Below are 23,936 nucleotides of genomic sequence, written 5' to 3' on the forward strand. Positions count from 1 at the left end.
CTCAGTGGTCGAAAGGTGCCGGAGAGGCGGCGCCGGGACCTCGCTGCGCTACTGACCTGCGATGCCGGCGGCCGTCAGAAGACCATAGCTGTCCTGGTACCATTCGCTTCCCGGATAGTTGTAGCCCAGGACGGCGGCGGTCTCTTGGGCCTCGTTCAGGATGCCAAGGGCCAGGTAGCACTCGACCAGGCGGTGCAGGGCCTCCGGCGTATGCGAGGTGGTCTCATACTGGTCGACGACCCTTCGGAAACGGTTAATGGCCGAGAGATAATGGCCTCGCTTCTGATAGAAGCGGCCGACGTCCATCTCCTTGCCCGCCAGATGGTCTCGGGTCAGGTCGACCTTCAGGTTGGCGTCGCGGGTATACTTGCTCTCCGGGAAGCGGCGGGTCAATTCCTCCAGGGATTCCAAGGCCAGGCGGGTCATGCTCTGGTCGCGGCCGATGTCGGAGATCTGCTCGTAGTAGGACAGCGCCTTGAGGTAGTAGGCATAGGCGACGTCGGGATTGCCCGGATGCAGCTGAATGAAGCGGTCCAGGCCGGCAATGGCGTCGGCGTACTCGTTCTCGAGATAGTAGGCGTAGGCCGACATCAGCTGGGCCTTCGCCGCCCAGGGCGAGTAGGGGTGCTGGCGGTCGACCTCGTCGAAGAGCTTGGCCGCCTTGATGTTGCTCCCGCTCTGCAGGGTGTCCATGGCCTCGTTGTAGAGGTCGTCGACCGGCCGCTCAACGTAGTTGAACTCCTCCTCTTCGGAGGCGCAGGCACCGATCAGGAGCAGCATCGCGGCTGCGCCCAGGGCACGCAGGCCAAGGCTCTTGGACCCCTGGGATCTTGCTGGCGAACTGGACATGCGATCCGATCTCCCGATGGCGGCTTCGGCCGCCCCGCTACGCCTGGGACTATAGGTTGACTGCTCTTCGCCCTCAAGCATCGGGCGGCTTCGTGAGAATGGGCGGAGAAAGCCCCGGAAACCGCATCGCTCGCCGCCGTTCCGAAGAACTTCCGGGAGGAGCAGGGGGTACTCCTCCCGGAAGCCTAGGGCCGGATCTCCCTGCCGACAGTCGGAGGCTAATTGGCCTGCCGGCGAAGGAAGGCCGGGATATCAAGGAGATCGTCGTCGACCGGGCTGTTCGACGGGCGATCGGCCGGGTCCAATCCGGTCAGACGGGGCTGGCCCTCGCCCGAGGATGGCGCCGGCTGGTGTTCCTCGACCCGCGCTTCGAGCTTCGGGGCTTCGTGGGCCGTCGCCTGGGGCCGGGCCACGAACTGGGGCTGGACCTGCGGCTGGGCCTGGACTTGCGGCTGCGGCGCAGCCTCGACCTTGGGCTGTGCCGGGCGGGACTCGGCCGTGTCGTGGCCCTGGGCGGCGGCTTGCAGCGCGCGGGCGGCGCCGCTCATGCGGGCCAGGATCGCCTGGGCCCGGCTCCGGGTCGCCGGAGACACGGGATCGCCGACGGTCCGGCTCTCGGCCAGGGCGCCCTGAGCGGCCGCGCTCTGCGCCTGCGGTACGGCGGGCGCTTCGCTCGGCGGCGCGGCCGGCGGGGCGTTGACCACGTCGGCCGCGGCGAAGGGGTTGGCCTGGACCATGGGCGCCGACGCCTCCTGGCCGGGGTCCATGGGCTGGGGCGCGATGAAGGTCTCCCCGGCCGGCGGCTCGCTCGATACCGCTTGCGCGGTCTCACGGACCTCTTCGACCAGCGGCTCGGTCAGCTCCAGGGGCGCTTCGCCGGCCTGATCCGGAGCCGCCGAGGGCTGCGGCTCGCTGACGATGGACTGGGCGGCGGGCTGCGCCATGGGTTGGGCCGGCACCTCGGCGGCGGCTTGCGCCGTGATCTGGTCGCCGCCTTCGGCGGCGTTGCCGGCCGGCGCGGCCTGGGCGCCGCCTGCCGCCGGGTTGGCGACCAGGCTGAGCGTGACCGGACGCGGCTTGGCACCCTCGGCGATATCGATGCCGGTGGCCACGACCGAGACCCGCATCTGGTTCTCCATCTTGTCGTCGTAGGTCGAGCCGAAGATGATGTTGGCCTCGGGGTCGACCTCGTCGCGGATCCGGTTGGCCGCTTCGTCGACCTCGAAGAGCGTCAGGTCGGGGCCGCCGGTGATGTTGATCAGCACCCCGCGCGCGCCCTTCATCGACACGTCCTCGAGCAGCGGGTTGGAGATCGCCGCCTCGGCCGCCGCGATGGCGCGGTTGTCGCCGTCGGCCTCGCCGGTGCCCATCATGGCCTTGCCCATCTCGGTCATGACCGTGCGGATGTCGGCGAAGTCGAGGTTGATCAGGCCCGGCATGACCATCAGGTCGGTGACGCCGCGGACGCCGGCATGCAGGACGTCGTCGGCCATCTTGAAGGCGTCCGCGAAGGTCGTCTTCTCGTTGGCGATGCGGAAAAGGTTCTGGTTCGGGATGATGATCAGGGTGTCGACGAACTGGGTCAGCTCCTGGATCCCGGACTCGGCGATGCGCATGCGGTGCACGCCCTCGAAGTGGAAGGGCTTGGTCACCACGCCGACGGTCAGGATTCCCTGCTCGCGGGCGGCGCGGGCGATGACGGGCGCCGCGCCGGTGCCGGTGCCGCCGCCCATTCCGGCGGTGATGAAGACCATGTGGGCGCCTTCGAGGTCGGCGAGGATCTCGTCCAGGGCCTCCTCGGCGGCGGCCTTGCCGATGTCCGGGCGCGAGCCGGAGCCCAGCCCTTGGGTGATGTTGCGGCCGAGCTGCAGGGTCCGGCTGCAGAGCGACTGCGCGATCGCCTGGGCGTCGGTGTTCGCGACCACGAACTCGACGCCTTCCAGGTTGGACTGGATCATGTTGTTGACGGCGTTGCCGCCGGCGCCCCCCACGCCGATGACGGTGATTCTTGGCTTCAACTGGGCTTCGCTGGTTGGAACGTTGAGGTTCAAGGACATGTCTGCCTCCACTTGCCCCCTAAGGCGGGCGGTACGGCCGGTCCTACCGGCAAGTTGCGGATCCCGGACCGGCCGGGACCTCGAAGATCCTGCTCTCACAGGTGCTCACGGAACCAATGACCCAGGCGGCCCATCAGGCCGTCGGGCTCCCCACGTTTCGTCCGGGTCTCGGCCGCCAGCGGCAGGTTCGCGGCGATCGCATAGGCGATCAGCCCGCTGCAGGTGGCGAAGGCGGGACCGGACGTTGCCTCGGCCAGGCCCTGGATCCTGAGCGGGCGGCCGAGACGAACCTGTTTGTCGAGCACCAGCGCCGCCAGGTCGCGGACGCCGGGCAGCTGGCAGGCGCCGCCGGTCAGGACGACCCGCCGGCCCGCCAGCTTGTCCAGGCCGCTGGCTTCCAGGTGCGAGCGCACGAGCTCGAAGGTCTCTTCCAGGCGCGGCTGGATGATGCCGGTGAGGTAGGAGCGCGCGATCTGCTGGGTCGCGCCGCTGTCCTCTTCCCCGACCGGAAGTACCTCGATCACCTCCCGGTCGTCGACCTCGGCTGCCATGGCGTGGCCGTAGAGCGTCTTCAGGCGCTCGGCCTGCTGCCGGGTCGTCGAAAGGCCGCGGGCGACGTCGCTGGTGACGTGGCTGCCGCCGACCGGGATGGAATCGGTGAAGATCACCTGGCCTTCGAGGAAGACCGCGATGGTCGTCGTGCCGCCGCCCATGTCGACCAGGGTCACGCCCAGCTCCCGCTCGTCCTCGACCAGGACCGAGAGGCCCGAGGCGTAGGGCGAGACGACGAAGCCGCCGACATCGAGGTGGCAGCGCTCGACGCAGGTGCTGAGGTTGCGCACCGAGCTGCTGCGCGCCGTGACCAGATGCATGTCGACGCCCAGCAGGTCGCCGATCATGCCCCGCGGGTTGCGGATGCCGCGGTTGCCGTCGAGGGTGAAGCCGACCGGGATCGAATGGATCAGCTGCGGCGCGGCGGCGGGATCGAGCCGGCCGCAGGTGGCCTGCTGGCCCTCCTCCAGGGCGCGGCGCAGGTCGAGCTCGCCGACCTCCTGTCCAACGATCGGGATCTCGACCCGGACCTGGCGCGAGGCCGGATAGCCGCCCGAGAGGTTGACCGCGACCTCGTTCACCGTCTCGCTGGCCATCTCCTCGGCGGCGTAGACGGCGCTGCGGATGGCCGCCTCGGCGGCCTCCATGTCGATGATGCTGCCGGCCTTGACGCCCTGGCTGGCCTGCTGGCCGATCCCGATGACCCGCGGATGCTTGATGCCGTCGGTCTCCGCGATGAAGCAGCAGACCTTGCTCGAGCCGACGTCGAGCGCGGCGATCAGGCCATTGCTGTTCTTGCCGGGCACCCGCTTCATCACGTCGTCATCCGTTCCCCGTTCCGATCCCTTCCGGGACCCCCCTCACGTGTCCTTGCCGGGCCCGGTGGCGGCGCGCCCCGGCGCCAGGTCGGGCGCCATGCGCAGCACCATCCGGTCGGACAGGCGCAGGTCGATGGCCAGGATCTCCCGCTGCAGCAGGCCGTGCTCGCGCTGAAGCCGTGCCAGCTCGGCCCAGGCCTCGGCGACCTCGTCCTCGGGCAGCCGCACGTCGATGCCGCCGCGCAGCCGCAGGTTCCAGCGCCGCTCGCCGACCCGCACCGCGGCGACCACCAGGGGCCGAAGCTGCGGTTCGCGCGCCAGCACGGTGAGCAGGGCCGCCGTGTGCTTCGGGGCGCCTTGGCCGACCACCAGGGGCAAAGCGGCGAAGCGCTCCGGCCGCGCCGCCGAGATCACCTCGCCGGCGCGGTCGATCACCAACTTGCGGCCGCGGTTCTGCCAGAGTGCCAAGGGCTGGCGCTCGGTGATCTCGATCAGCAGGACATCGGGCAGGCGGCGCTCGACCATTGCCGTTGCGACCCAAGGCAGGGCTTCGATGCGTTCCTTGGTCGCCTGCGGGTCGATCGCAAGCATGGGCGTGCCGCGCTGGACGCCGATGCTGTCGAGCAGCGCCTGCTTGGAGGTCCGGTTGCGGCCGACCAGAAGCACCTCCTCGACCGCCAGTCCGGCTTCCGCCGTGCCCTCCAGCCAGGCCGCGGCGATACGCTCAGCGCTGCGGGCGAACCAACCGGACCAGGCGAGGCCGAGCACCAAGAGGCCAAGCAGCCCGGCTGCGCCCAGGATCAGGCGCCCGCGCGTCACCAGCGGCGCCTTGCGAGGGCGGGCCTTGGCCCTGTTCATGCTCGGGGCGCGGGGCTCCACGCGCAGGCTCAGGTCTCGCATGTCGCGTTCTCCACCAACCAGGCACAGAGTTCGGGAAAGCCGATGCCGAGATGCGCCGCCTGCTCGGGCACCAGGCTCAAGGGCGTCATGCCCGGCTGGGTGTTGACCTCCAGCAGGTAGATCTTGTCGTCGCCGCCTTCGGTGTCGTCGTAGCGGAAGTCGGCCCGGCTCACGCCGCGGCAGCCCAGGGCCCGGTGCGCCTCGAGCGCGCTTTCCAGGCACTCCTCGTAGATCGCCTCGGGCAGCCTGGCCGGCACCTCGTGGACCGTCTTGCCCTCGGTGTACTTGGCCTCGTAGTCGTAGAAGCCCTGCTTGGGCTTCAGCTCGGTCACCGCCAGCGCCCGCTCGCCCATGACCGAGACGGTCAGCTCGCGGCCCGGGATGAAGCGCTCGACCATGATCTGATCGCCGGACTGCCAGGCTTCCTCGGCGCCCAGGGGCGGTTCGTTGTCGCCGTCCTCGACGATGCGCACGCCGACGCTGGAGCCCTCGGCCACCGGCTTGACCACGTAGGGCCGGGGCAGGACGTCGGCGGCCAGGATCTGCTCGCGGCTGGCGACGACGCTCTCGGCGCAGCGCAGCCCGTTGGCGCGGAACACCCGCTTGGCCATCTCCTTGTCCATGGCCAGGGCCGAGGCCATGACCCCGGAATGGGTATAGGGGATGTGCAGCAGCTCGAGCAGGCCCTGGACGCAGCCGTCCTCGCCCCAGCGCCCGTGCAGGGCGTTGAAGACCGCGTCCGGCGCCGGGGTCAGCGCCTTGATCAGGGCGCCGACGTCGTCGGTGACGTCGACCATCTCGACCGCGAAGCCGGCCTCGCCAAGGGCCTTGCCGCAGTCGCGGCCGCTGACCAGGGAGACCTCGCGCTCGGCCGAGATGCCGCCGTAGAGGACTGCGACGCGCCTGCTCATGCCGCCTCCCCCCGGTCGCCGTCCCCGGCGATCCCGATCCGGCGGATCTCCCACTGCAGCTCGATCCCGCTGTCGTCCCGCACCCGCCGGCGGACCTCCTCGCCCAGCGCCTCGATGTCGGCGGCGGTGGCGTTGCCGGTGTTGATCAGGAAGTTGCAGTGCTTCTCCGAGACCATGGCGCCGCCGCGCTTGAGCCCGCGGCAGCCCGCGTTGTCGATCAGCTCCCAGGCCTTGGCGCCTTCGGGGTTCTTGAAGGTGCTGCCGCCGGTGCGGGTGCGGACCGGCTGGCTTTCGGCGCGGGCGGTCTGGATTTCGGTCATGCGCCGGGCGATCACCTTGGGATCGTCGGCCTCGCCGCGTAGGCGGGCGGACAGGAAGATCCAGTCCTCGGGGATCGCGCTGCCGCGGTAGCGGAAGCCGAAGTCCTCCGGTGCCAGGCGGTGCAGGTTGCCGTAGCCGTCGACGGCCTCGGCCTCGATCAGCACGTCCTTGAGCTCGCGGCCGTAGGCGCCGGCGTTCATGCGCAGCGCCCCGCCCAGGGTGCCGGGCACGCCGCAGAGGAACTCCAGGCCGCCGGTCCCGGCGATGCGGGCGGCGGTGGCGATGTTGAAGTCGAGCGCGCCGGCGCCGGCGAAGACCTCTTCGCCCTCGGCACGGATCTCGGCGAAGCCGCGTCCCAGGCGCAGGACCACGCCCGGCACGCCGCCGTCGCGAACCAGCAGGTTGGAGGCGACCCCGATCACCGTGACCGGCAGGTCGCGCGGCTTCTGGCGCAGGAACTCGATCAGGTCGTCGCGGTTGGCCGGCCGGAACATGACCTCGGCGGTGCCGCCGACGCGGAACCAGGTGATGCCGGCCAGGGGCGCCTCGGCCGTCAGGCGGCCCCTTACACTTGGCAGTCGGTCGATCAGGGGAGTCTTGCTGTGCTTCGTCATGGCGATCATAGCCCCGCTCCTGCAGGTTTCGGGTTGTCGCCTCCCCTCCTAAGACCTTCCAGTTCCTCGGGCAGCTTGTTCGCCCAGGCGGTGATGTTGCCGGCCCCCAGGCAGACCACGAAATCGCCCCTCCCGGCGATCTCGCTGACCTTGGGGGCCAGTTGCTCGGGCCCCGACAGCGGCACCGCGTGGCGGTGGCCGCGGGCGCGCAGGCCCTCGACGAGGGCGTCGCGGTCGACCCCCTCGATCGGCTCTTCTCCGGCGGCGAAGACCTCGGCCACGAGGACGTGGTCGGCGTCGTTGAAGCAGCCGCAGAATTCCTCGAACAGGCTGGCCAGCCGCGAAAAGCGGTGCGGCTGGACCACGGCGATGACCTTGTCGCCGGTCGCCGCCCGCGCGGCCTTCAGGACCGCGGAGATCTCGACCGGGTGATGGCCGTAGTCGTCGATGATGGTGATGCCGTCGACCTCGCCGGTCTTCGTGAAGCGGCGCTTCACCCCGCGGAAGCCGCCCAGCGCTTCACGCAGGACCTCGTCGGTGATCTTCAGCTCCTGGGCGACGGCGACCGCGGCCAGCGCGTTGACGGCGTTGTGCTGGCCGAGCATCGGCAACTTGAGCCTGCTGACGGTCCGGCTGCTGCCGGCCTTGCGGTCGGCGATGACCGCGTCGAAGATCGTGCCGTCGCGATCGTTCACGAGATTGACGCCGCGCACGTCGGCTTGCGGGCTGAGGCCGTAGGTGACAACGCGGCGGTCGGAGATCTGGCCGATCAGGCTCTGCACCGCCGGGTGATCGATGCAGAGGATCGCGACCCCGTAGAAAGGGATGTTCTCCAGGAAGCTGCGGAAGGCGTCGTGCAGCGCCTCGACGCTGCCGTAGAAGTCGAGGTGCTCGGGGTCGACGTTGGTGACGACGGCCAGGGTCGCCGGCAGGCGTACGAAGGAGCCGTCGCTCTCGTCGGCTTCGACCACCATCCAGTCGCCGGCGCCAAGGCGGGCGTTGGTGCCGTAGGCGTTGATGATGCCGCCGTTGATCACCGTGGGATCGAAGTGGCCGGCGTCCAGCACCGCGGCGATCATCGAGGTCGTCGTGGTCTTGCCGTGGGTGCCGCCGACCGCGACCGACCACTTCAGGCGCATCAGCTCGCCCAGCATCTCGGCGCGCTGGACCACCGGAATAAAGCGGGCCTGGGCGGCCTGCAGCTCCGGGTTCTCGGGCTTGATCGCCGATGAGACCACGACCACCTGGGCGCTGCCGAGGTTGGCCGCGTCGTGGCCGATGGCGATCTCGATGCCCAGACCGCGCAGGCGCTGGACGTTGGGGTTCTCGGCGATGTCGCTGCCCTGTACCTGGTAGTCGAGGTTGTGCAGGATTTCGGCGATCCCGCTCATGCCGATGCCGCCGATGCCGACGAAGTGCAGGGTCCCGATGTCGAAGGGAATCGCGTTCATGCCGCGGCCTCCCTTCTGGCGGGGTCGTCCTGATTGGTGCCGCTGCCGCAGACCAGGTCGGCCAGGCGCCCGGCGGCCCCGGCCCGGCCGAAGCCGTAGGCCGCCGCGGCCGCGTCCTGGAGCGCGGAGGGGTCGGCCAGAAGGCGGGCGAGCAGCTCCGAGAGGTCGCCGGCGGTCAGCTCGGCCTGCGGCAGGACCCAGCCGCCGCCGGTCGCGGCGAAGGCCCGGGCATTGGCGGTCTGATGGTCGTCGGCCGCGTAGGGGTAGGGGACCAGCACCGCCGGCCGGCCGGCCGCGGCCAGCTCGGCGATGGTCGAGGCGCCGGCCCGGCCGATCACCATGTGGGCGCCGCGCAGGCGCTCGGGCATGTCCTCGAAGAAGCCGGCGAGATTGGCGGTGACCCCGGCGGTCTCGTAGACGCCGCGGACCTTGTCGGTCGCCGGCCCGCGGACCTGCTGGCTGATCGCCAGGCGCCGGCGCAGGCCTTCCGGCAGGGCCTCGACCGCGGCCGGAACCACAGTGTTGAAGACCTCGGCACCCTGGCTGCCACCGATCACCAGCAGGCGCAGGGTCGCCTCGGGCTCCGGCCGTGGATAGGGCGCTTCGCCGAGGGCGGCGATGGCGGGGCGGACCGGGTTGCCGGTGAAGACCACCTTGTTCCGGTCCTCGTCCTTCAGACCCCTGACCTCGGCGAAGGAGGACGCGATGGTGTGGGCGCGCGGGGCGAGCAGGCGGTTGGCGCGGCCGAGCACCGCGTTCTGCTCGTGCAAGACCACGCGCAGGCCGCGATGGGCGCCGGCCATCACCGTCGGCACGCTCGCGTAGCCGCCGAAGCCGACCACCGTGTCCGCCTTGAGGCGCCGCAGGCGGCTGCGCGCCTGGAGATAGCCGAGGGCCAGGCGGCCGACGCTGCTCAGCTTCTTGGCGATGCTGCCGCCGGCCAGGGCGCCGGCATTGATCCGCTCGGTGCGCACCTCCGGCAGGTCGGCGCCGAAGCCGCTGCCGCGGCGGTCGGTGATCAGCGCGACCTTGGAGCCGCGGCTCAGCAGCTCGCGGGCCAGCGCCTGGGCCGGAAACATGTGGCCGCCGGTGCCGCCGGCCGCCAGGGCGACGATCCGGCCCGGCGTCGGGCTGCTGTGCGACGCCGTCATGACCCTTCCTCCGGGCTGAAGCGGCGCCGGGTCAGCGCCAGCAGCATGCCCATGCCGAGGGCCAGGGCCAGGAGCGAGGAGCCGCCGTAGCTGATGAAGGGCAGGGTCATGCCCTTGGTCGGCATCAGGCGGAGGGTCGAGCCCATGTTGATCAGCGCCTGCAGGCCGAACTGCACCAGCAGGCCGGTGGCGGCCAGCAGCACGAAGAGCGAGCGTTCGGCCAGCAGCCTCGAGAGGCTGCGGAGCACGACGAAGGCAAAGAGCGCGACGATGCCCAGGCAGACCAGGGCGCCGAACTCCTCGCCGGCGACGGCAAAGATGAAGTCGGCGTGAACGTCGGGCAGCTGAGCCTTGATCGTCCCTTCGCCGGGGCCGCGGCCGAAGAGGCCGCCGTTCATGAAGGCCTCGATCGAGCGGTCGACCTGATAGTGGTCGCCGCTGTTCGGGTCGAGGAAGGAATCGATGCGCACCGTCACGTGGGGCAGCAGGACGTAGGCGGCGGCCAGGCCGGCAACGCCGAGCAGACAGAAGCCGGCGACCCAGACCATCGGCAGGCCGATCAGGAAGAGCTGGGCGCCGAAGGTGGCCAGCACCAGGAAGGCCTGGCCGACGTCGGGCTGCAGCAGCAGGAGGCTGGTGACCAAGCCGTAGAGCCCGATGGCGATGGGGTTGCCGGGAAAGCGCGGGTCCAGCTTGGCCTCGGCGAACATCCAGGCCGTGGCGACCGCCAGGCAGGGCTTCACGAACTCCGAGGGCTGGATCGAAAAGCCGTAGAGGTTGAGCCAGCGCGAGGCGCCCTTGATCTCGGTGCCGACGAAGAGGGTCAGCACCAGCAGGACCGCGCCGGCCAGCAGGCCGAAGACCGCGAGGCGGCGCACGGCCCGCGCCGAGAGCAGCGAGGTGCTCAGCAGCAGGGCGGCGGCGATCGGCAGGAAGACCACCTGGCGCTGTGCCAGGTCGAAGCCGCCGAGGCCGATCCGGCCGCCGGCCGCCGGCGAGGCGGAGAGCATCAGGACGATGCCCAGGGCCATCAGCCCGCCGATCGCGAAGAGCGTCCAGCGGTCGATGGTCCACCACCAGCGGCCCAGCAGGGAGGTATCGGCCCGGGTGAAGCTGCTCATGCCCGCGGGCCCTCCGCTTCGGACTCCAGGCTCGCGGGCGCGAAGACCTCCGGGTCCTGACGGTGCCCGGGCAGGGCGGTCACCAGTTGCCGGAAGGCCTCGCCGCGGACCTCGAAGTTGGGGTAGCGGTCGAAGGACGCGCAAGCCGGCGAAAGCAGGACCACGGGATGGTCCCTCCCGTCCGCCGTCGCCAGGGCTTGCGCCCTGGCGACGGCCGTCTCGAGGTCGCCGCAGATGCTGTGGTCCACCTTGCCCTCGAGCGCGGCGGCGAAGGCTTCCGCCGCCTCGCCGATCAGGAAGGCATGGACGATCCGGTTGAAGAAGGGCTCCAGGGCGCCGAGGCCGCCGTCCTTGGCGCGACCGCCGGCGATCCAGTAGATCGCGTCGTAGCAGGCCAAGGCCTTGGCCGCGGCGTCGGCGTTGGTCGCCTTGGAGTCGTTCACGTAGAGCACGCCGTCGATCACCGTCAGGGCCTCCTGGCGGTGCGCCAGGCCCGGGAAGCTGCGCAGGCAGGCGGCGATGACCGCCGGCTGCAGGCCGACCGCCTTGCAGGCCGCGAAGGCGGCCGCGGCGTTCTGCCAGTTGTGCGCGCCCGGCAGGCTGATGATCTCGCGCAGGTCGAGGGCCGGCACCGGGCCGCCCTCGGTCTCGTCGTAGAGCACGCCCTCGGCCGCGTAGACGCCGCCGACCACCCGGCCCTCGCCCGAGATCGGCACGACGACCTGCTCGTCGGCGGCGCGCAGGGCGTCGCAGATGCCGCGGCAGGTCTCGTCGTCGACGCCAATCACCGCGGTGCGCGGCTTGGTCTGACGGTGGAAGATGTTGCGCTTGGCCGCCACGTAGCCCTCAAAGCCGCCGTGGCGCTCCAGGTGGTCCGGCGTGATGTTGAGCAGGACGGCGACGTCGAAGGTGATCGAGAGCGTCAGCTCCAGCTGGTAGGAGGACATCTCCAGCACGTAGATCCCGCCGAGGTCGAGCGGCTCGAGCTCCAGCGCCGGGATGCCCAGGTTGCCGCCGATCTCCACGCTGCGCCCCGCGGTCTCCAGGATGTGGCCGATGAGCGCGGTGGTGGTCGACTTGCCGTTGGTGCCGGTCACGCCGAGGTACTGGGCGTTGCGCTGGGCCCGGGCCAGCAGCTCGATGTCGCCGATGATCTCGACGCCGTGTCTGCGGGCCAGCTCGGCCACGGGGTGCGGCTCGGGATGGCCGTGCGGGATCCCGGGCGAGAGCACCAGGGTGGTCAGCTCCTGCCAGTTGCAGGCGTGCAGGTCGACGATCGGGATGCCGTCCTCGCGGGCCCGGGCGCGGACGTCCTCGTTGTCGTCCCAGGCCCAGACCTCGGCGCCGCTGTCCCTCAGGACCCGGGCCGCGGCCAAACCGGACTTGCCGAGCCCGAGCACGGCGACCGGCAGCGCGTTGAAGAATGGCAGCTCGATCCGCACGACCCCGGCCTCACCTCAGCTTCAGGGTCGCCAGGCCGGCCAGCGCCAGGATCGAGGCGATGATCCAGAAGCGGATCACGATCGTCGGCTCGTGCCAGCCCTTCTTCTCGAAGTGGTGGTGCAGTGGCGCCATGCGGAAGACCCGCCTGCCGGTCAGCTTGAAGGAGGCGACCTGGACGATGACCGAGACGGTCTCCAGCACGAAGACGCCGCCGATGATCGCCAGGACCAGCTCGTGCTTGGTGATAACCGCGATGCCGCCGAGCGCGCCGCCGCAGGATAGCGAGCCGGTGTCGCCCATGAAGACCATGGCCGGCGGGGCGTTGAACCACAGGAAGCCGAGGCTGGCGCCGACCAGCGAGGCGCAGAACACCGCCAGCTCGCCGGTGCCGGGCACGTAGTGGATCTGCAGGTAGTTCGCGAAGACCGCGTTGCCGACCAGGTAGGCGATGAAGCCGAAGCAGGCGGCGGCGATCATCACCGGGACGATGGCCAGGCCGTCCAGGCCGTCGGTCAGGTTGACCGCGTTGGAGGCGCCGACCATGACGAAGATCGCGACCCCGACGAAGAACCAGCCGAGGTTCAAGAGCAGGTCCTTGAGGAAGGGCACCGCCAGGTGCTGCGCCATGTTCTGAGGGCTGATGTCCATGATCCAGAGGGTCGCGGCCAGGCTGATCAGGATCTGGGCCAGCAGCTTGATCCGCCCGGACAGGCCCTTGGAGCTGCGGTGGGTCAGCTTCAGATAGTCGTCGGTGAAGCCGATCAGGCCGAAGCCGACGGTGATGATCAGGATCGCCCAGACGTAGCCGTTGGTCAGGTCGGCCCAGAGCAGGGTCGAGATCGAGATCGCGAGCAGGATCAGGACACCGCCCATGGTCGGGGTCCCGGCCTTGGTCACCAGATGGCTCTCCGGGCCGTCCTCGCGGATCGGCTGGCCTTCCTTCTGGATTCGGCGCAGCCAGGCGATGATCCGCGGGCCCAGCACGAAGGAGATCAGCAAGGCGGTCAGCACCGCGCCGCCGCTGCGGAAGGTTAGATAGCGGAACAGGTTGAAGACGAGGAACTCGTCGGACAACGGGGTCAGCAGGTTGAACAGCATCCGGGGTCCGACCTCACTTGCCTTTGGTCGCTTCGGGGGGAGCGCCGCCAATAGCTTTGAGGGCCTCGACCACGACCGCCATCCGGCTGCCCAAGGAACCCTTAACCAGGACGACGTCGCCGGGGCCAAGCGCCGCCACGACCTCGGGGGCGAGGGCCTGCGAGTCCGAGGCGTGGCCGCCGCGCAGGGCGGTCGGCAACGCCTCGGCCAGGGCCGCCATGAGCGACCCGCAGGAGAAGACCAGATCGACGCCGGCCTCGGCGATGGGTGCCGCCAGCCCGGCGTGCAGCCGCTCGGACTCGGCGCCGAGCTCGAGCATGTCTCCCAGCACCGCGATGCGGCGGCCGCCTGTCGCCGGCTGGCTGGCGCCGAGGACCGCGATGGCGGCGCGCAGCGAGCTGGGGTTGGCGTTGTAGCTGTCGTCGATCAGCTCGAAGCTGCCGCCGTCGGGCAGGGCGATCGCGTCCCGGGCGCCGCGGCCCTTGAGCGGCGCGAGCCTGGCCAGCTCGAGCAGCGCCTTGCCCAGATCCGCGCCGGCCGCTTCGACGGCGCCCAGCACAGCCAGGGAGTTCATCACCGAATGACGGCCGGGCAGGCCGAGGCTGTAGTCGACGCGCCGGCCGAAGATCTCGGCCCGAACCTGGCTGGAGCGCTCGCCGAGCTCGCAGGACTCCAGGCGCAGCTCGGCGCCCGCCGCGCTTCCGAAGCCGATGACCCGGCCCACGCCCGCGGCCTGGGCCTTGCCGGCGAGATGGTCGTAGAAGGCGTTGTCGCGGTTGAGGACCGCGGTGCCGTCGGCACCCATGGACTCGAAGATCTCGGCCTTGGCGTCGGCGATGGCTTCGACCGAGGGGAAGTACTCCAGGTGCACCGGCTCGATGGTCGTGATGATCGCGACGTGCGGGCGCAGGACCGCGGTCAGGGCCGAGATCTCGCCGGCGTGGTTCATGCCGACCTCGAAGACCCCGTAGGCGGACTCGGGCGCCATGCGGGCCAGAGACAGGGGCACGCCCCAGTGGTTGTTGAAGCTGGCGACGCTGGCCGCGGTCGGGCCCTGGGCGGCGAGGCAGGCTTTGAGTGCCTCCTTGGTGCCGGTCTTGCCGCAGCTGCCGGTGACGCCGATGAAGCGCGCCTGGCTGCGGGTCCGGGCCGCCTGGCCCAGGGCGGTCAGCGCCTCCAGGGTGTCGCCGACCAGCAGCAGCGGCGCATCGGCCGGAAGGCCCTCGGGAGCTTTGGAGACCATGGCCGCGGCGGCGCCCTGGCCGAGGGCGTCGGCGACGAAGTCGTGGCCGTCGAAGCTGGGCCCCTTCAAGGCGATGAAGAGGTCGCCGACGGCCACGGCCCGGCTGTCGATCGAGACGCCCGCGGCCGCCCAGTCGCCCTGGGCCCGGCCGCCGGTCGCCAGCGCGGCCTCCTTCGCGGTCCAGAGCTCGGCAGTCATCCAGCACCACCCGCCAGGCCGGCGATCGCGGTCCGCGCCGCCTCGCAGTCATCGAAGGGCAGGACCCGGTCGCCAACGGTCTGGCCGGTCTCGTGGCCCTTGCCGGCGATCAGCAGCAGGTCGCCGGCCTCCAGCCGGGCGACGGCATCGCGGATCGCCTGGCCCCGGTCGCCGGACTCGGCGGCCTCCGGAACGGCGGCCAGGATCGCCCGGCGGATCGCCGCCGGGTCCTCGCTGCGCGGGTTGTCGTCGGTGACGATGGCCAGGTCGGCGTGCTCGGCCGCCGCGGCGCCCATCATCGGCCGCTTGCCGGGGTCGCGGTCGCCGCCGGCACCGAAGACCACGATCAGCCGGCCTCGGCAATGCGGGCGCAGGGCCTGCAGCGCGCTCGCCAGGGCGTCGGGCGTATGGGCGTAGTCGACGTAGACCTGGCCGCCGCGCGGGGTTACGCCGACCTTCTCCAGCCGGCCGTGGACCGGGCACAGCCTCTCGAGCGCCGCCAAGGCCCCCTCGGGCCCGACGCCGGTCGCGACCGCCAGGCCGAGCGCGGCCAGGGCGTTGTGGGCCTGGAAGGCGCCGGCAAGCGGCAGGCGCAGACTGCGGCGCTTGCCGAAGGCCTCGAGGTCCAGGATCTGGCTTTCGGCCTCGGGCGCGACGTCGTGCAGCCGGATATCCTTGCCCTGGCGGCCGTAGGTCAGAACGTGGCAGCGCCGGGCCTCGGCCGCCTGCGCGAAGTGGCCGCTCTCCGGCGCGTCGGCGTTGAGGACCGCCGTGCCGCCGCCGCCGGAGACCAGCAGGTCGGCGAAGAGCCGCTGCTTGGACTCGCGATAGCTGGTCATGTCGCCGTGATAGTCGAGATGATCGCGCGACAGGTTGGTAAAGGCCGCCGCGGTGACCCTCAGGCCGTCGAGCCGGAACTGGTCGAGTCCGTGGCTCGAGGCCTCGATCGCCAGGTGGTCGTAGCCGGCCCGGGCCAGGTCCGACAGGCAGTGGTGCAGGGCGACCGGATCGGGCGTGGTCAGGCTGCCCGGACCCTCCATCACCGGCGGCTCCAGGCCCAGCGTGCCGAGACTTGCGGCGCGCTGGCCGTCGGCCTCCCAGATCTGCCGGGTGAAGCTGGCCACCGAAGTCTTGCCGTTGGTCCCGGTCACGGCGGCGATGTTGGCCGGCTGCTCGGCGAAGAAGCGGGCCGCGATCAGCGCCAGGCGCCGCCGCGGGTTCTCATCGGTGAGCAGCGCGACCGGCCGCTTCGGGGCTTTGAGCCGGGTCCCCAAAGGCGCCAGGACCGCGGCTGCGCCGTGGTCCAGAGCATCGTCGATGAAGGCCCGGCCGTCCTGCCGGGTCCCGGGGAGGGCGGCGAAGAGGTAACCGTCTTCAACCTGCCTGCTGTCGGCTGTCAGGCCGCGGATTTCGATGTCTGTAAGCTTAGCGCCTGCGGCCATTTCACAGGTTGTTCCTTCTGCCAAGTCACTCAAACGCAAAGGCAAAACCCTCTGCCGACGCCTGGACCATCAGATCCGTGGTTTCCCCCTCTTCCTCGCTTCGCACGGGCAAAGGCTTGATGCCGACCAGCGGGGCGATCCGCTCGACCACCCGGCCCACGGCCGGGGCGGCGACCCAGCCGCCGGTGGCATAGCCGTAGCTCTCCTTCTGTCCCTTCGGCTCGTCGACCATCGCGAAGATCACGTAGCGCGGCGCGTGCATCGGAAAGGCGCCGACGAAGGACGCGATCCTGGAGCCGCGGCTGTAGCGGCCGTCCCGCAGCTTGTCCGCGGTGCCGGTCTTGCCGCCGACCAGGTAGCCCGGGGCTGCGGCCTTGCCGCCGGTGCCCTGGAGCACGACCTGGCGCATCAGCCAGCGCATCTTCTGCGAAGTTGCGGTGCTCAGCACCCGACGGCCTCCTTCGGGCGCGCCCGCGGGCCGCTTCAGCAGGGTCGCGGGGCGCAGCTCACCGCCGTTCACCACGGAGGCGACGGCGCTGGTCAACTGCACGGGAGAGACCGCCATCCCGTGTCCGAAAGAGATAGTCATCGTGTTGATCTCGCGCCAGGGCGAGGGCAGCATCGGCGCGCCGACCTCGGGCAGCTCGATTGCGGCCGGGGTCATCAGGCCGAGGGAGTCGAGGAATCCCTGCTGCGCTTCGGTGCCGGTCTCCATGGCCATGTGCACGGTGCCGATGTTGCTGGAGTAGACGAAGATCTCCGGGATCGACAGCCAGCGGTTCTTCGGCTTGTAGTCGCGGATCGTGTGGCGCGCGACCCGGATCGGCTTGCTGGTGTCGAAGCCGTCGGCCAGGGTCACCGTGCCGCTCTCCAGGGCGAGCGCAGTGGTGAAGATCTTGAAGACCGAGCCCATCTCGTAGACGCCCAGGGCGGCGCGGTTGAAGCGGGCCTCTTCGTTCGCCTTGCCGGCCTGCTCGGGCTCGAAGGTCGGCAGCGAGGACATCGCCAGGACCTCGCCGCTCTCGGCGTCGAGGATCATGCCGGCCGCGCCGATCGCCTCGAAGGCGGTCATGGCGCCGTGCAGCTCCTCGCTCAGGATGTGCTGAAGGCGCAGGTCGATGCTCAGGGACAGCGGCTCGGCGGCGCCGCGCAGGCGGCCGTTGAAGCGCTTCTCCAGGCCGGCGATCCCCTTGTTGTCCACGTCGACCAGGCCCAGGACGTGGGTCAGCAGCTCACCGTGCGGGTAGACCCGCTGCTCTTCCCGCTTGAAGTCGAGACCGGGCACGCCGAGGCGGTTGACCTCGTAGTGCTCGCGCGGCGAGAGGTTGCGTTTGAGCCAGACGAAGGAGCGGTCGCTGCGCAGCTTGCCGGCCAGGACCACCGGGTTGACGTCTGCAAGGATGCTGGCCAAGGCGGCCGCGGTGCCCTCGGGGTCGCGGACCTGGCGCGGGTTGGCGTAGAGCGAAGCGGTCGGCAGGCTGGTGGCCAGGACGATGCCGTTGCGGTCGACGATGTCGGCCCGGTCGGTCACCAGGGTCTTGCGCCCGGCCTCGGCCGCCAGGCGCGGCTCGTTGCCGTCGCGCAGCAGGGCGAGGTCGACGACCCGCAGGCCGATCACGCCGAAGGCCAGGCAGAACAGCAGCCCGACGGCGATCAGCCGGGTGCGTCCGGCCTCCAGGGCCTGCGAGGTCGTGCCGTCGAGCAGAACCAGGTCGACCGGCGCGACCTCGCGCTCGGCGGCCCGGGGCCGGCGGGGCCGGCGCGGGGAGGGGATGCGACGGCTCATTGCAGGCGCTCCGCGTTGACGAGTTTCCGGGGCGGTTGCGGCTTGACGCCGGGGACCGGCCGCGTCGGCACGGCCTCGATCTCGACGATCTGTGCGGTGCTCAGCGGCTGAAGCCGCAGGTGCCGCTCGGCCAGGTCGGCGATCCGCGCCGGCCGGTTCAGGTAGCTCCATTCGGCGTTGAGCACGTGGACCGCCCTCTGGTCGGCGACGATCTGCCGACTGACCAGCTGCAGCTCGCGCTCCAGCCGCTGCACCTCGTGCTTGAGCCCGAAGAGCACGACCGCGATCATCGCGGCGCTGAAAATCCAAAGAACGGCGGCCAGCCGACTCACGAGTCGCCTCCTGAGGCGGCCGGCCGCCAAGCATCTGCCGACGTACGACGGGCGGCGCGCAACCGGGCAGAGCGCGCCCTGGGGTTGACGGAGATTTCCGTCGCCGTCGGCTTCCGGGCCCCTTTGAGGAGGAGCTCAAAGGTGGGAGCCCGGTCAACCTGCGTAGTGGCGGGCAGGTGACGGGAGGTCCTGGGGAGGGCCCCGCTCCGCGTGCGCAGGAAGCTCTTGACCTTGCGGTCTTCAAGGGAATGGAAAGCGACCACGGCCAGGCGCCCGCCGGGGGCGAGCAGCCGCTCGGCCGCGGCCAGGCCGGCGTCGATCTCCGCCAGCTCGTCGTTGACGGCGATCCGCAGGGCCTGGAAGGTCCGGGTCGCCGGATGGATGGTCTCGCCCCTTGGCCTCACGTGGGGCCTCACCGCCGCGCCGACGATCTCGGCCAGCTGCAGGGTGCGTTCGATCCGCGCGCTGCGGCGCGCCTCGACGATGGCACGGGCGATGCGGCGGGAGCGGCGCTCCTCGCCGTAGCGGTAAATGATGTCGGCCAGCTCCGCTTCCGGGCAGCCGTTGACCAGGTCGGCCGCGCTCGGGCCCTGGCCGCCCATGCGCATGTCCAAGGGGCCGTCGGCGCGGAAGGAGAAGCCGCGCTCCGGCCGGTCCAGCTGCATGGAGGAGACGCCGAGGTCCAGGGCCACGCCGTCGATGGGCCGTGCCGTGACCAGCTCGTCCATCTCGCTGAAGCGCCCTTCGACCAGGGTCAGGCGGCCGGCGTAGCCTTCGGCCAGGGGCCGGCCTTCGGCGATCGCCTCGGGATCGCGGTCCAGGCCCCAGACCGCGCAGTCGGCGGCCTCCAGGATGGCGCGGCTGTAGCCGCCGGCGCCGAAGGTCGCGTCGACGTAGATCGCGCCGTCGCGCGGCGCCAGCGCCTCCAGCACCTCGTTCAGAAGAACGGGGACGTGCCCGCCGGGGGCGCCCGTCGACTCCTGGCGCGGGGCGGTCATCGGCCACCTCCGCCCGGCCGCAGCGGCAGGGTCAGGCCTTGGCTGCGGGCCCGTTCGCGGGCCGCGTCCTTGTGCTCGTCCAGGCGCCCGGGCTCCCAGATCTGGAAGATCGGGCCCTTGCCGACGAAGGCCGCCCGGTCCGTGATGCCGGCATGCTCGGCCAGCTCCGCCGGCATCATGATCCGGCCGTCGCCGTCCAGCGCCAGCTGATGGGAATCCGCGAAGATCGTGGTCGCCAGGTCGTCGTGGGTCTCGGAGAAGAGATCCATGTCCGAGACGCTCTCGTTCAGGCGCTGCATGAAGTCCATGCCACAGGCCTCGATCGCCGGCGCCCGGTAGGAGCGGAAGGCGATGATCCCGTGGAAGGCCTGGCCCTGGAGCGCAGAACGGAAGGTCGCCGGGACGGAGACCCGTCCCTTGCGGTCGACCTTGTTCTCGAAGGTGCCAATAAACACCGACACTCGCGTCCCCTGGCTTTGCGGCCCGGCCCCACATTCCCGAATCGGACCTTCGATTACGCATGGGTATCCATCGTCCTACAGCGGGAGATCATGGGATATCATGGGATCTCATGGGTGTCAACGGGACCGGAAGTAAAAGTCTTAAGTTAAGAAATGATTAACCAGGGCTTCTTGAGGCCGCGGCCATGTAAATTCGGAAGCTGATTTCCCGCCTTGCAGTCATCCTATAAGTTGAGAATGCGGCTAAGGTCTGTTCACTATATGTTCCAAGCGTGACAATCAGGAGGAGGTCCCGGGGCGGGGCCTGCCGAGAGGCAGCGATACTTGGGGCTCGGTCACACAGCCGCCGCGTGCGCGCCGGGCGGCGGGTCGGGCGAAGCCGGAAACAGAAAAGGGATCAGACGGCCTGTAAGCCGGGTTCTGTCCCTCGGCGCGCCGCGGGGGCGCGTTGAGGGGATGGCCATTCCTCTGGGACGCCCGTCGCCGGACGCCTCGCGCGACCTACCCGGACGGCGACGCGGAAACCCGCCCGGCCCGCCTTGCGGCGAGCCTGCCGTCCCTATGCGGTCTTGCTCCCGGTGGGGTTTACCGTGCCGCGCCCGTTGCCGGGCGCGCGGTGCGCTCTTACCGCACCCTTTCACCCTTGCCGGCCCGGGGGCCGGCGGTTTGCTTTCTGTGGCACTTTCCCTGGGGTCGCCCCCGCCGGGCGTTACCCGGCACCGTGTTTCCGTGGAGCCCGGACTTTCCTCCCCCGGAACCGCCGAAGCGGCCCGAAGGCAGCCATCCGGCCGTCTGACCCTGTCTTCTAGGTATGCCCAGGGCTCTCTCGGGTCAAGCGAGGCGGCCCACCAGGGCGAGCAGGCGCGCGGCGGTCTCGGCGTCGGCTTTGCCGGTGACCGCGGACGGCCGGAAGTGGCGCTGGAAGGCGCGGAGCACGGCCGTCGGGTCCGCGTCCAGGTAGCCGTAGCCGAAGCGGGCCAGAGCGGCGCGGACCTCGGCCTCGGCCGGGGCCTCGGCCAGAGGGGGCGGGTCGTTCGGCCAGACGCCGATGCCGGCCGCCGCCAAGCGCGGCCAGTCGAAGAGCTCGCCCGGGTCCTCCTTGCGCAGCGGCGCGACGTCGGAATGGCCCAGGACCCGCGCGGGCGGGATCGGGTGGCGGTCCAGGATCTCGCCGGCCAGCGCGATCAGCCGCGCCATCTGCGGCTCGGGGAAGGCGCGATAGCCGAACTCGTGGCCCGGATTGACCAGCTCGATGCCGATCGAGCGGCTGTTGATATCGCTTTCCCCGCCCCAGAGCGCCCGGCCGGCGTGCCAGGCCCGGCGCCCCTCCGGCACCAGGATGTAGAGCGTGCCGTCCTCGTCGATGCAGTAGTGGGCGCTGACCTCGGCCGCCGGATCGCACATCCTCTCGAGCGCCGCCTCGGCGCTCTCCATGCCGGTGTAGTGCAGCAGCAGGATGTCCACCGCCTGGCCCTCCGGCCGGGCGTTGTGGTTGGGGGAGGGTCGTTCCACGGTGGTCATTCCTACAACCTTTCCGTTTCCGGTGCCGTGGTGCGCGGGCGGCGCAGCACGATGATGCCGACGCCCAGCACGGTCATGGCCCCGCCCAGCGCCATGGGCAGGGTCAGCGTCTCGTCGAGGAAGACGACCGAGGCGACCACGGCGAAAGGCGGCACCAGAAGGGTGAAGGGCATGGCCTGGTTGACCTCGTAGCGCTGCAGCAGCCAGTACCAGAGGCCGTAGCCCAGGACCACCACGAAGGCTGCCTGGTAGGCCACCGAGCCGAAGGCGCGCCAGTCGGCTGCGGCCAGGGCCTCGAGCTGGCCCGTCTCCAGCACGAAGGACGCCGCCAGGAGCTGGGGCGTGGCGAAGGCGGCGGTCCAGGCGATCAGCATCATGCCGTCGACCTGGCCCAGCAGCTTGACCTGGAGGTTGGCGATCGACCACATCGCCGCCGCGGCCAGGACCAGGCCGAGGGCCAGGTACTGGCCCTGCAGCCGCGGCTCGCCGGCGATGAAGGCGACGCCGCCGAAGGCGATGGCCATGCCCAGGCCCCGGCGCCAGCCCAGGCGGTCGCGCAGGAAGATCGCCGCCAGGATCGAGGCGAAGGGCACCTGGAGCTGGATCGCGATGGCCGCGGTCGCCGCGTCCAGGCGGCTGAGGCCGGTGAACATCAGGGCGAAGTGCAGCAGGCCCAGGGTCACCGAGATCAGAAAGACGTCGCGCCACTGCCCGCGCGGCGGCCGGACGAAGGGCAGCAGCATCACGGCGACCAGGGCGAAGCGCAGCGCCATCAGAAGCATCGGCGGCAGCTGCGCCAGGCCGACCTTGGCGATCGGGAAGTTCAGCGCCCAGACGAACATCACGAGGACGTAGAGCGCGACGTGCAGCGGCCTGATCGCGAAGGACACTAGGCGGCGGCCTGCGAAAACCCGGCGGCCCGGCGCTCGGTCCGGATCAATTCAGGCCCCGGTCCTTGGCGATCCGGTCGTAGGCGGCGTTGATCTTGGCCAGCTTCTCGTTGGCCAGGTCGATGAACTCCTGGGGCATGCCCTGGGCGATCAGGCGGTCCGGATGGTTCTCGCGGACCAGGGCACGGTAGGCGGTCTTGATCTCGTCATCGCCGGCGTCCGGCGCAACGCCGAGCAGGTTGAAGGGGTCCTCCTCGGCCTTGCCGAGGTTGGCCGCCCGCAGGCGATCCCAGGCGCGCTTGTCCAGGCCGAAGATCTCGGCGACCCGGTGCAGGTAGTCGATCTCCGGCTCGGCGATGCGGCCGTCGGCCCGAGCGATGTGGAACAGGCCGTCGAGCAGCTCCTCGAGCACCGCCGGGTTGTCGCGGAACATGCGGGCGATCTGCTTGGCGTAGGGCTCGAAGCCGCGGGCATCCCGGCGCGCCTGGTTGAACAGCCGGCCGACGTTCTTCAGCTCGTCCTGGGGGACGTGGAAGACCTCGCGGAAGGCGCGGACTTCGTCCTCGGTCACCCGGCCGTCGGCCTTGGCCATCTTGGCGCCCAGCACGATGACCCCGATGGTGAAGGCGATGCGCTTGGTCGCGTCGCCCGGCTCGCCGTCCTCGCCGGCTTCGCGGATCGACTGGCTCATCTTGTCGACCGCATGCCCGGCCACCGCACCCAGCAGTGCGCCCAGCGGTCCGCCGAGGGCGAGACCGACGCCGCCGCCCAGCAGTTTGCCCCAAATGCTCACGGTGCTGTCGAGTCCTGACAGGCCGCTCAGGCGGCCGGTTTCCCCCCGCTTATTCCATGGCGCGCGGACGGCCGCAAGGGCGGTGCGCGAAACCCGCAGGGGATCGAGAGCTTCGGATCAGCCGGTGGAAGATCCGGAGGCGCTCTTCGACCGCGCCGGGGCCAGGCGGCCGAGGCCGGGCAGCTTGAGCCCGAGGTCGAGCGGATCGATGCCCAGGGTCAGGCCCAGGACGTGCAGCTCCAGGCCTTCCTCCCAGGCCGCCAGGCCGCCGAGCAGGCCGAGCAGCGAGATCTGGACACCGGTGCCGCTGGGGCTGAGCGCGGCGAAGCGGGTGGTGCCTAGGTAGTCCTTGCCGACCGCGGTCGGCGGCAGCTCGAGGCCCAGCTCCGGGACCTCGCGGGCGATCCAGGCGGTGAAGGTGTTGGAGTTCGGCCCCGGCCAGGTGCGGTATTCGGCCTTGAAAGGGTAGGACCGAACGGCGGCCTCGATGCGCCCGATTACGGCCTCGGCGGCCGCGCCGCGCAGGTCCCGGTAGATCTCGGGCCGGGCGCCGAACCAGTGGCGGTCGGGCACGCCCTGGCGGCTGACCACCGGCGAGCCGCCGTGGAAGAAGCGCCAGCCGATCACCTCGTGGGTCGTGTAGACCGGCGCGCCGGCCCGCTTGACCGCGACCCAGGTGTGCACGGCGAAGGCGCCGCGCCAGCCGAAGGCGCGGGCCCCGTAGACCTGGACCACGGCCTCGGGCGTGTTTGCCGGGTCCGGCGCCACCCCGGCCGGCTCGCGGCTTGCCGTGCTCCAGTCGCCGGAGACGTCCACCATGCCGGTCACCGCCGCCAAAAGGGGGCCGCCGAGCAGGATTGCAAGAAGCAAGAGTGAGCCGAGAAGCACGCGCCGGATCCGCATATTGGACAGTCTATCCCAGATCGTGACGGGGCGGCGGTTCAAAAAGGCCAAAATTGCGGCGCCGCTGGAGTTGACAATTTATC

The 23,936-nt window shown here is 70.7% G+C and carries 21 protein-coding genes and 1 other RNA gene; all 22 read right to left on the reverse strand.

Going from position 1 to position 23,936, the window contains the following annotated elements:
• Positions 1 to 48: 48 nt before the first annotated feature.
• Entirely contained in the window at positions 49 to 849 is an 801-nt protein-coding gene (locus QNJ30_21445) for an outer membrane protein assembly factor BamD (GenBank protein ID MDJ0946021.1), read from the reverse strand.
• Between the two features lie 218 nt (positions 850 to 1,067).
• Positions 1,068 to 2,906 (reverse strand): cell division protein FtsZ, encoded by a 1,839-nt coding sequence (gene ftsZ, locus QNJ30_21450; protein ID MDJ0946022.1) that lies wholly within the window; start codon positions 2,904 to 2,906, stop codon positions 1,068 to 1,070.
• A gap of 95 nt (positions 2,907 to 3,001) precedes the next feature.
• Entirely contained in the window at positions 3,002 to 4,273 is a 1,272-nt protein-coding gene (ftsA, locus tag QNJ30_21455) for a cell division protein FtsA (GenBank protein ID MDJ0946023.1), read from the reverse strand.
• A gap of 45 nt (positions 4,274 to 4,318) precedes the next feature.
• Positions 4,319 to 5,176, reverse strand: coding sequence for an FtsQ-type POTRA domain-containing protein (locus QNJ30_21460; GenBank protein ID MDJ0946024.1), 858 nt, complete (start codon positions 5,174 to 5,176; stop codon positions 4,319 to 4,321).
• Positions 5,164 to 6,087 (reverse strand): D-alanine--D-alanine ligase, encoded by a 924-nt coding sequence (locus tag QNJ30_21465; protein ID MDJ0946025.1) that lies wholly within the window; start codon positions 6,085 to 6,087, stop codon positions 5,164 to 5,166. The genes QNJ30_21460 and QNJ30_21465 overlap by 13 nt, the downstream gene beginning before the upstream one ends.
• Positions 6,084 to 7,031 carry a UDP-N-acetylmuramate dehydrogenase gene (murB, locus tag QNJ30_21470; protein MDJ0946026.1) on the reverse strand — a complete coding sequence of 316 codons (948 nt, stop codon included), beginning with the start codon at positions 7,029 to 7,031 and terminating at the stop codon, positions 6,084 to 6,086. The genes QNJ30_21465 and murB overlap by 4 nt, the downstream gene beginning before the upstream one ends.
• On the reverse strand, positions 7,028 to 8,473 hold the full coding sequence (gene murC, locus QNJ30_21475; protein ID MDJ0946027.1) for a UDP-N-acetylmuramate--L-alanine ligase: 1,446 nt from the start codon (positions 8,471 to 8,473) through the stop codon (positions 7,028 to 7,030). Before murC ends, murB begins: the two co-directional genes overlap by 4 nt.
• Positions 8,470 to 9,624, reverse strand: coding sequence for an undecaprenyldiphospho-muramoylpentapeptide beta-N-acetylglucosaminyltransferase (gene murG, locus QNJ30_21480; protein MDJ0946028.1), 1,155 nt, complete (start codon positions 9,622 to 9,624; stop codon positions 8,470 to 8,472). The genes murC and murG overlap by 4 nt, the downstream gene beginning before the upstream one ends.
• The gene (locus QNJ30_21485) at positions 9,621 to 10,745 is read right to left on the reverse strand and encodes a putative peptidoglycan glycosyltransferase FtsW (protein ID MDJ0946029.1); all 1,125 of its coding nucleotides are present in this window, start codon (positions 10,743 to 10,745) and stop codon (positions 9,621 to 9,623) included. The genes murG and QNJ30_21485 overlap by 4 nt, the downstream gene beginning before the upstream one ends.
• On the reverse strand, positions 10,742 to 12,187 hold the full coding sequence (murD, locus tag QNJ30_21490; GenBank protein ID MDJ0946030.1) for a UDP-N-acetylmuramoyl-L-alanine--D-glutamate ligase: 1,446 nt from the start codon (positions 12,185 to 12,187) through the stop codon (positions 10,742 to 10,744). The genes QNJ30_21485 and murD overlap by 4 nt, the downstream gene beginning before the upstream one ends.
• A gap of 10 nt (positions 12,188 to 12,197) precedes the next feature.
• Positions 12,198 to 13,286 carry a phospho-N-acetylmuramoyl-pentapeptide-transferase gene (mraY, locus tag QNJ30_21495; GenBank protein MDJ0946031.1) on the reverse strand — a complete coding sequence of 363 codons (1,089 nt, stop codon included), beginning with the start codon at positions 13,284 to 13,286 and terminating at the stop codon, positions 12,198 to 12,200.
• A 13-nt stretch (positions 13,287 to 13,299) separates the two neighbouring features.
• Complete coding sequence (locus QNJ30_21500; GenBank protein MDJ0946032.1) at positions 13,300 to 14,727, reverse strand: UDP-N-acetylmuramoylalanyl-D-glutamyl-2,6-diaminopimelate--D-alanyl-D-alanine ligase; 1,428 nt, start codon at positions 14,725 to 14,727, stop codon at positions 13,300 to 13,302.
• The gene (locus QNJ30_21505; GenBank protein ID MDJ0946033.1) at positions 14,724 to 16,169 is read right to left on the reverse strand and encodes a UDP-N-acetylmuramoyl-L-alanyl-D-glutamate--2,6-diaminopimelate ligase; all 1,446 of its coding nucleotides are present in this window, start codon (positions 16,167 to 16,169) and stop codon (positions 14,724 to 14,726) included. The genes QNJ30_21500 and QNJ30_21505 overlap by 4 nt, the downstream gene beginning before the upstream one ends.
• A gap of 25 nt (positions 16,170 to 16,194) precedes the next feature.
• Positions 16,195 to 17,955, reverse strand: coding sequence for a penicillin-binding protein 2 (locus tag QNJ30_21510; protein MDJ0946034.1), 1,761 nt, complete (start codon positions 17,953 to 17,955; stop codon positions 16,195 to 16,197).
• Positions 17,952 to 18,287: a hypothetical protein gene (locus tag QNJ30_21515; GenBank protein MDJ0946035.1), complete on the reverse strand. Its 336-nt coding sequence runs from the start codon at positions 18,285 to 18,287 to the stop codon at positions 17,952 to 17,954. The genes QNJ30_21510 and QNJ30_21515 overlap by 4 nt, the downstream gene beginning before the upstream one ends.
• Positions 18,284 to 19,285, reverse strand: a complete 1,002-nt coding sequence (gene rsmH / locus QNJ30_21520; GenBank protein ID MDJ0946036.1) for a 16S rRNA (cytosine(1402)-N(4))-methyltransferase RsmH — start codon at positions 19,283 to 19,285, stop codon at positions 18,284 to 18,286. Before rsmH ends, QNJ30_21515 begins: the two co-directional genes overlap by 4 nt.
• Positions 19,282 to 19,746: a division/cell wall cluster transcriptional repressor MraZ gene (gene mraZ, locus QNJ30_21525; GenBank protein MDJ0946037.1), complete on the reverse strand. Its 465-nt coding sequence runs from the start codon at positions 19,744 to 19,746 to the stop codon at positions 19,282 to 19,284. The genes rsmH and mraZ overlap by 4 nt, the downstream gene beginning before the upstream one ends.
• A gap of 393 nt (positions 19,747 to 20,139) precedes the next feature.
• Positions 20,140 to 20,542, reverse strand: an RNA gene (gene rnpB / locus QNJ30_21530) — RNase P RNA component class A.
• A 35-nt stretch (positions 20,543 to 20,577) separates the two neighbouring features.
• Positions 20,578 to 21,267 carry an N-acetylmuramoyl-L-alanine amidase gene (locus QNJ30_21535; protein ID MDJ0946038.1) on the reverse strand — a complete coding sequence of 230 codons (690 nt, stop codon included), beginning with the start codon at positions 21,265 to 21,267 and terminating at the stop codon, positions 20,578 to 20,580.
• Between the two features lie 2 nt (positions 21,268 to 21,269).
• Entirely contained in the window at positions 21,270 to 22,157 is an 888-nt protein-coding gene (locus QNJ30_21540; protein ID MDJ0946039.1) for an EamA family transporter, read from the reverse strand.
• A gap of 46 nt (positions 22,158 to 22,203) precedes the next feature.
• Positions 22,204 to 22,950, reverse strand: a complete 747-nt coding sequence (locus QNJ30_21545; GenBank protein MDJ0946040.1) for a TerB family tellurite resistance protein — start codon at positions 22,948 to 22,950, stop codon at positions 22,204 to 22,206.
• A gap of 117 nt (positions 22,951 to 23,067) precedes the next feature.
• Positions 23,068 to 23,853, reverse strand: a complete 786-nt coding sequence (locus tag QNJ30_21550) for a DUF3750 domain-containing protein (GenBank protein ID MDJ0946041.1) — start codon at positions 23,851 to 23,853, stop codon at positions 23,068 to 23,070.
• Positions 23,854 to 23,936 lie beyond the last annotated feature (83 nt).

It is taken from the genome of Kiloniellales bacterium, from assembly GCA_030066685.1.
Classification (GTDB): domain Bacteria; phylum Pseudomonadota; class Alphaproteobacteria; order Kiloniellales; family JAKSBE01; genus JAKSBE01.

Coding starts and splice junctions, on each gene's coding strand:
- QNJ30_21445 (MDJ0946021.1), bottom strand. CDS start 849: ATGTCCAGTTCGCCAGCAAGATCCCAGGGGTCCAAGAGCCTTGGCCTG.
- ftsZ (MDJ0946022.1), bottom strand. CDS start 2,906: ATGTCCTTGAACCTCAACGTTCCAACCAGCGAAGCCCAGTTGAAGCCA.
- ftsA (MDJ0946023.1), bottom strand. CDS start 4,273: ATGAAGCGGGTGCCCGGCAAGAACAGCAATGGCCTGATCGCCGCGCTC.
- QNJ30_21460 (MDJ0946024.1), bottom strand. CDS start 5,176: ATGCGAGACCTGAGCCTGCGCGTGGAGCCCCGCGCCCCGAGCATGAAC.
- QNJ30_21465 (MDJ0946025.1), bottom strand. CDS start 6,087: ATGAGCAGGCGCGTCGCAGTCCTCTACGGCGGCATCTCGGCCGAGCGC.
- murB (MDJ0946026.1), bottom strand. CDS start 7,031: ATGATCGCCATGACGAAGCACAGCAAGACTCCCCTGATCGACCGACTG.
- murC (MDJ0946027.1), bottom strand. CDS start 8,473: ATGAACGCGATTCCCTTCGACATCGGGACCCTGCACTTCGTCGGCATC.
- murG (MDJ0946028.1), bottom strand. CDS start 9,624: ATGACGGCGTCGCACAGCAGCCCGACGCCGGGCCGGATCGTCGCCCTG.
- QNJ30_21485 (MDJ0946029.1), bottom strand. CDS start 10,745: ATGAGCAGCTTCACCCGGGCCGATACCTCCCTGCTGGGCCGCTGGTGG.
- mraY (MDJ0946031.1), bottom strand. CDS start 13,286: ATGCTGTTCAACCTGCTGACCCCGTTGTCCGACGAGTTCCTCGTCTTC.
- QNJ30_21500 (MDJ0946032.1), bottom strand. CDS start 14,727: ATGACTGCCGAGCTCTGGACCGCGAAGGAGGCCGCGCTGGCGACCGGC.
- QNJ30_21505 (MDJ0946033.1), bottom strand. CDS start 16,169: ATGGCCGCAGGCGCTAAGCTTACAGACATCGAAATCCGCGGCCTGACA.
- QNJ30_21510 (MDJ0946034.1), bottom strand. CDS start 17,955: ATGAGCCGTCGCATCCCCTCCCCGCGCCGGCCCCGCCGGCCCCGGGCC.
- rsmH (MDJ0946036.1), bottom strand. CDS start 19,285: ATGACCGCCCCGCGCCAGGAGTCGACGGGCGCCCCCGGCGGGCACGTC.
- QNJ30_21535 (MDJ0946038.1), bottom strand. CDS start 21,267: ATGACCACCGTGGAACGACCCTCCCCCAACCACAACGCCCGGCCGGAG.
- QNJ30_21550 (MDJ0946041.1), bottom strand. CDS start 23,853: ATGCGGATCCGGCGCGTGCTTCTCGGCTCACTCTTGCTTCTTGCAATC.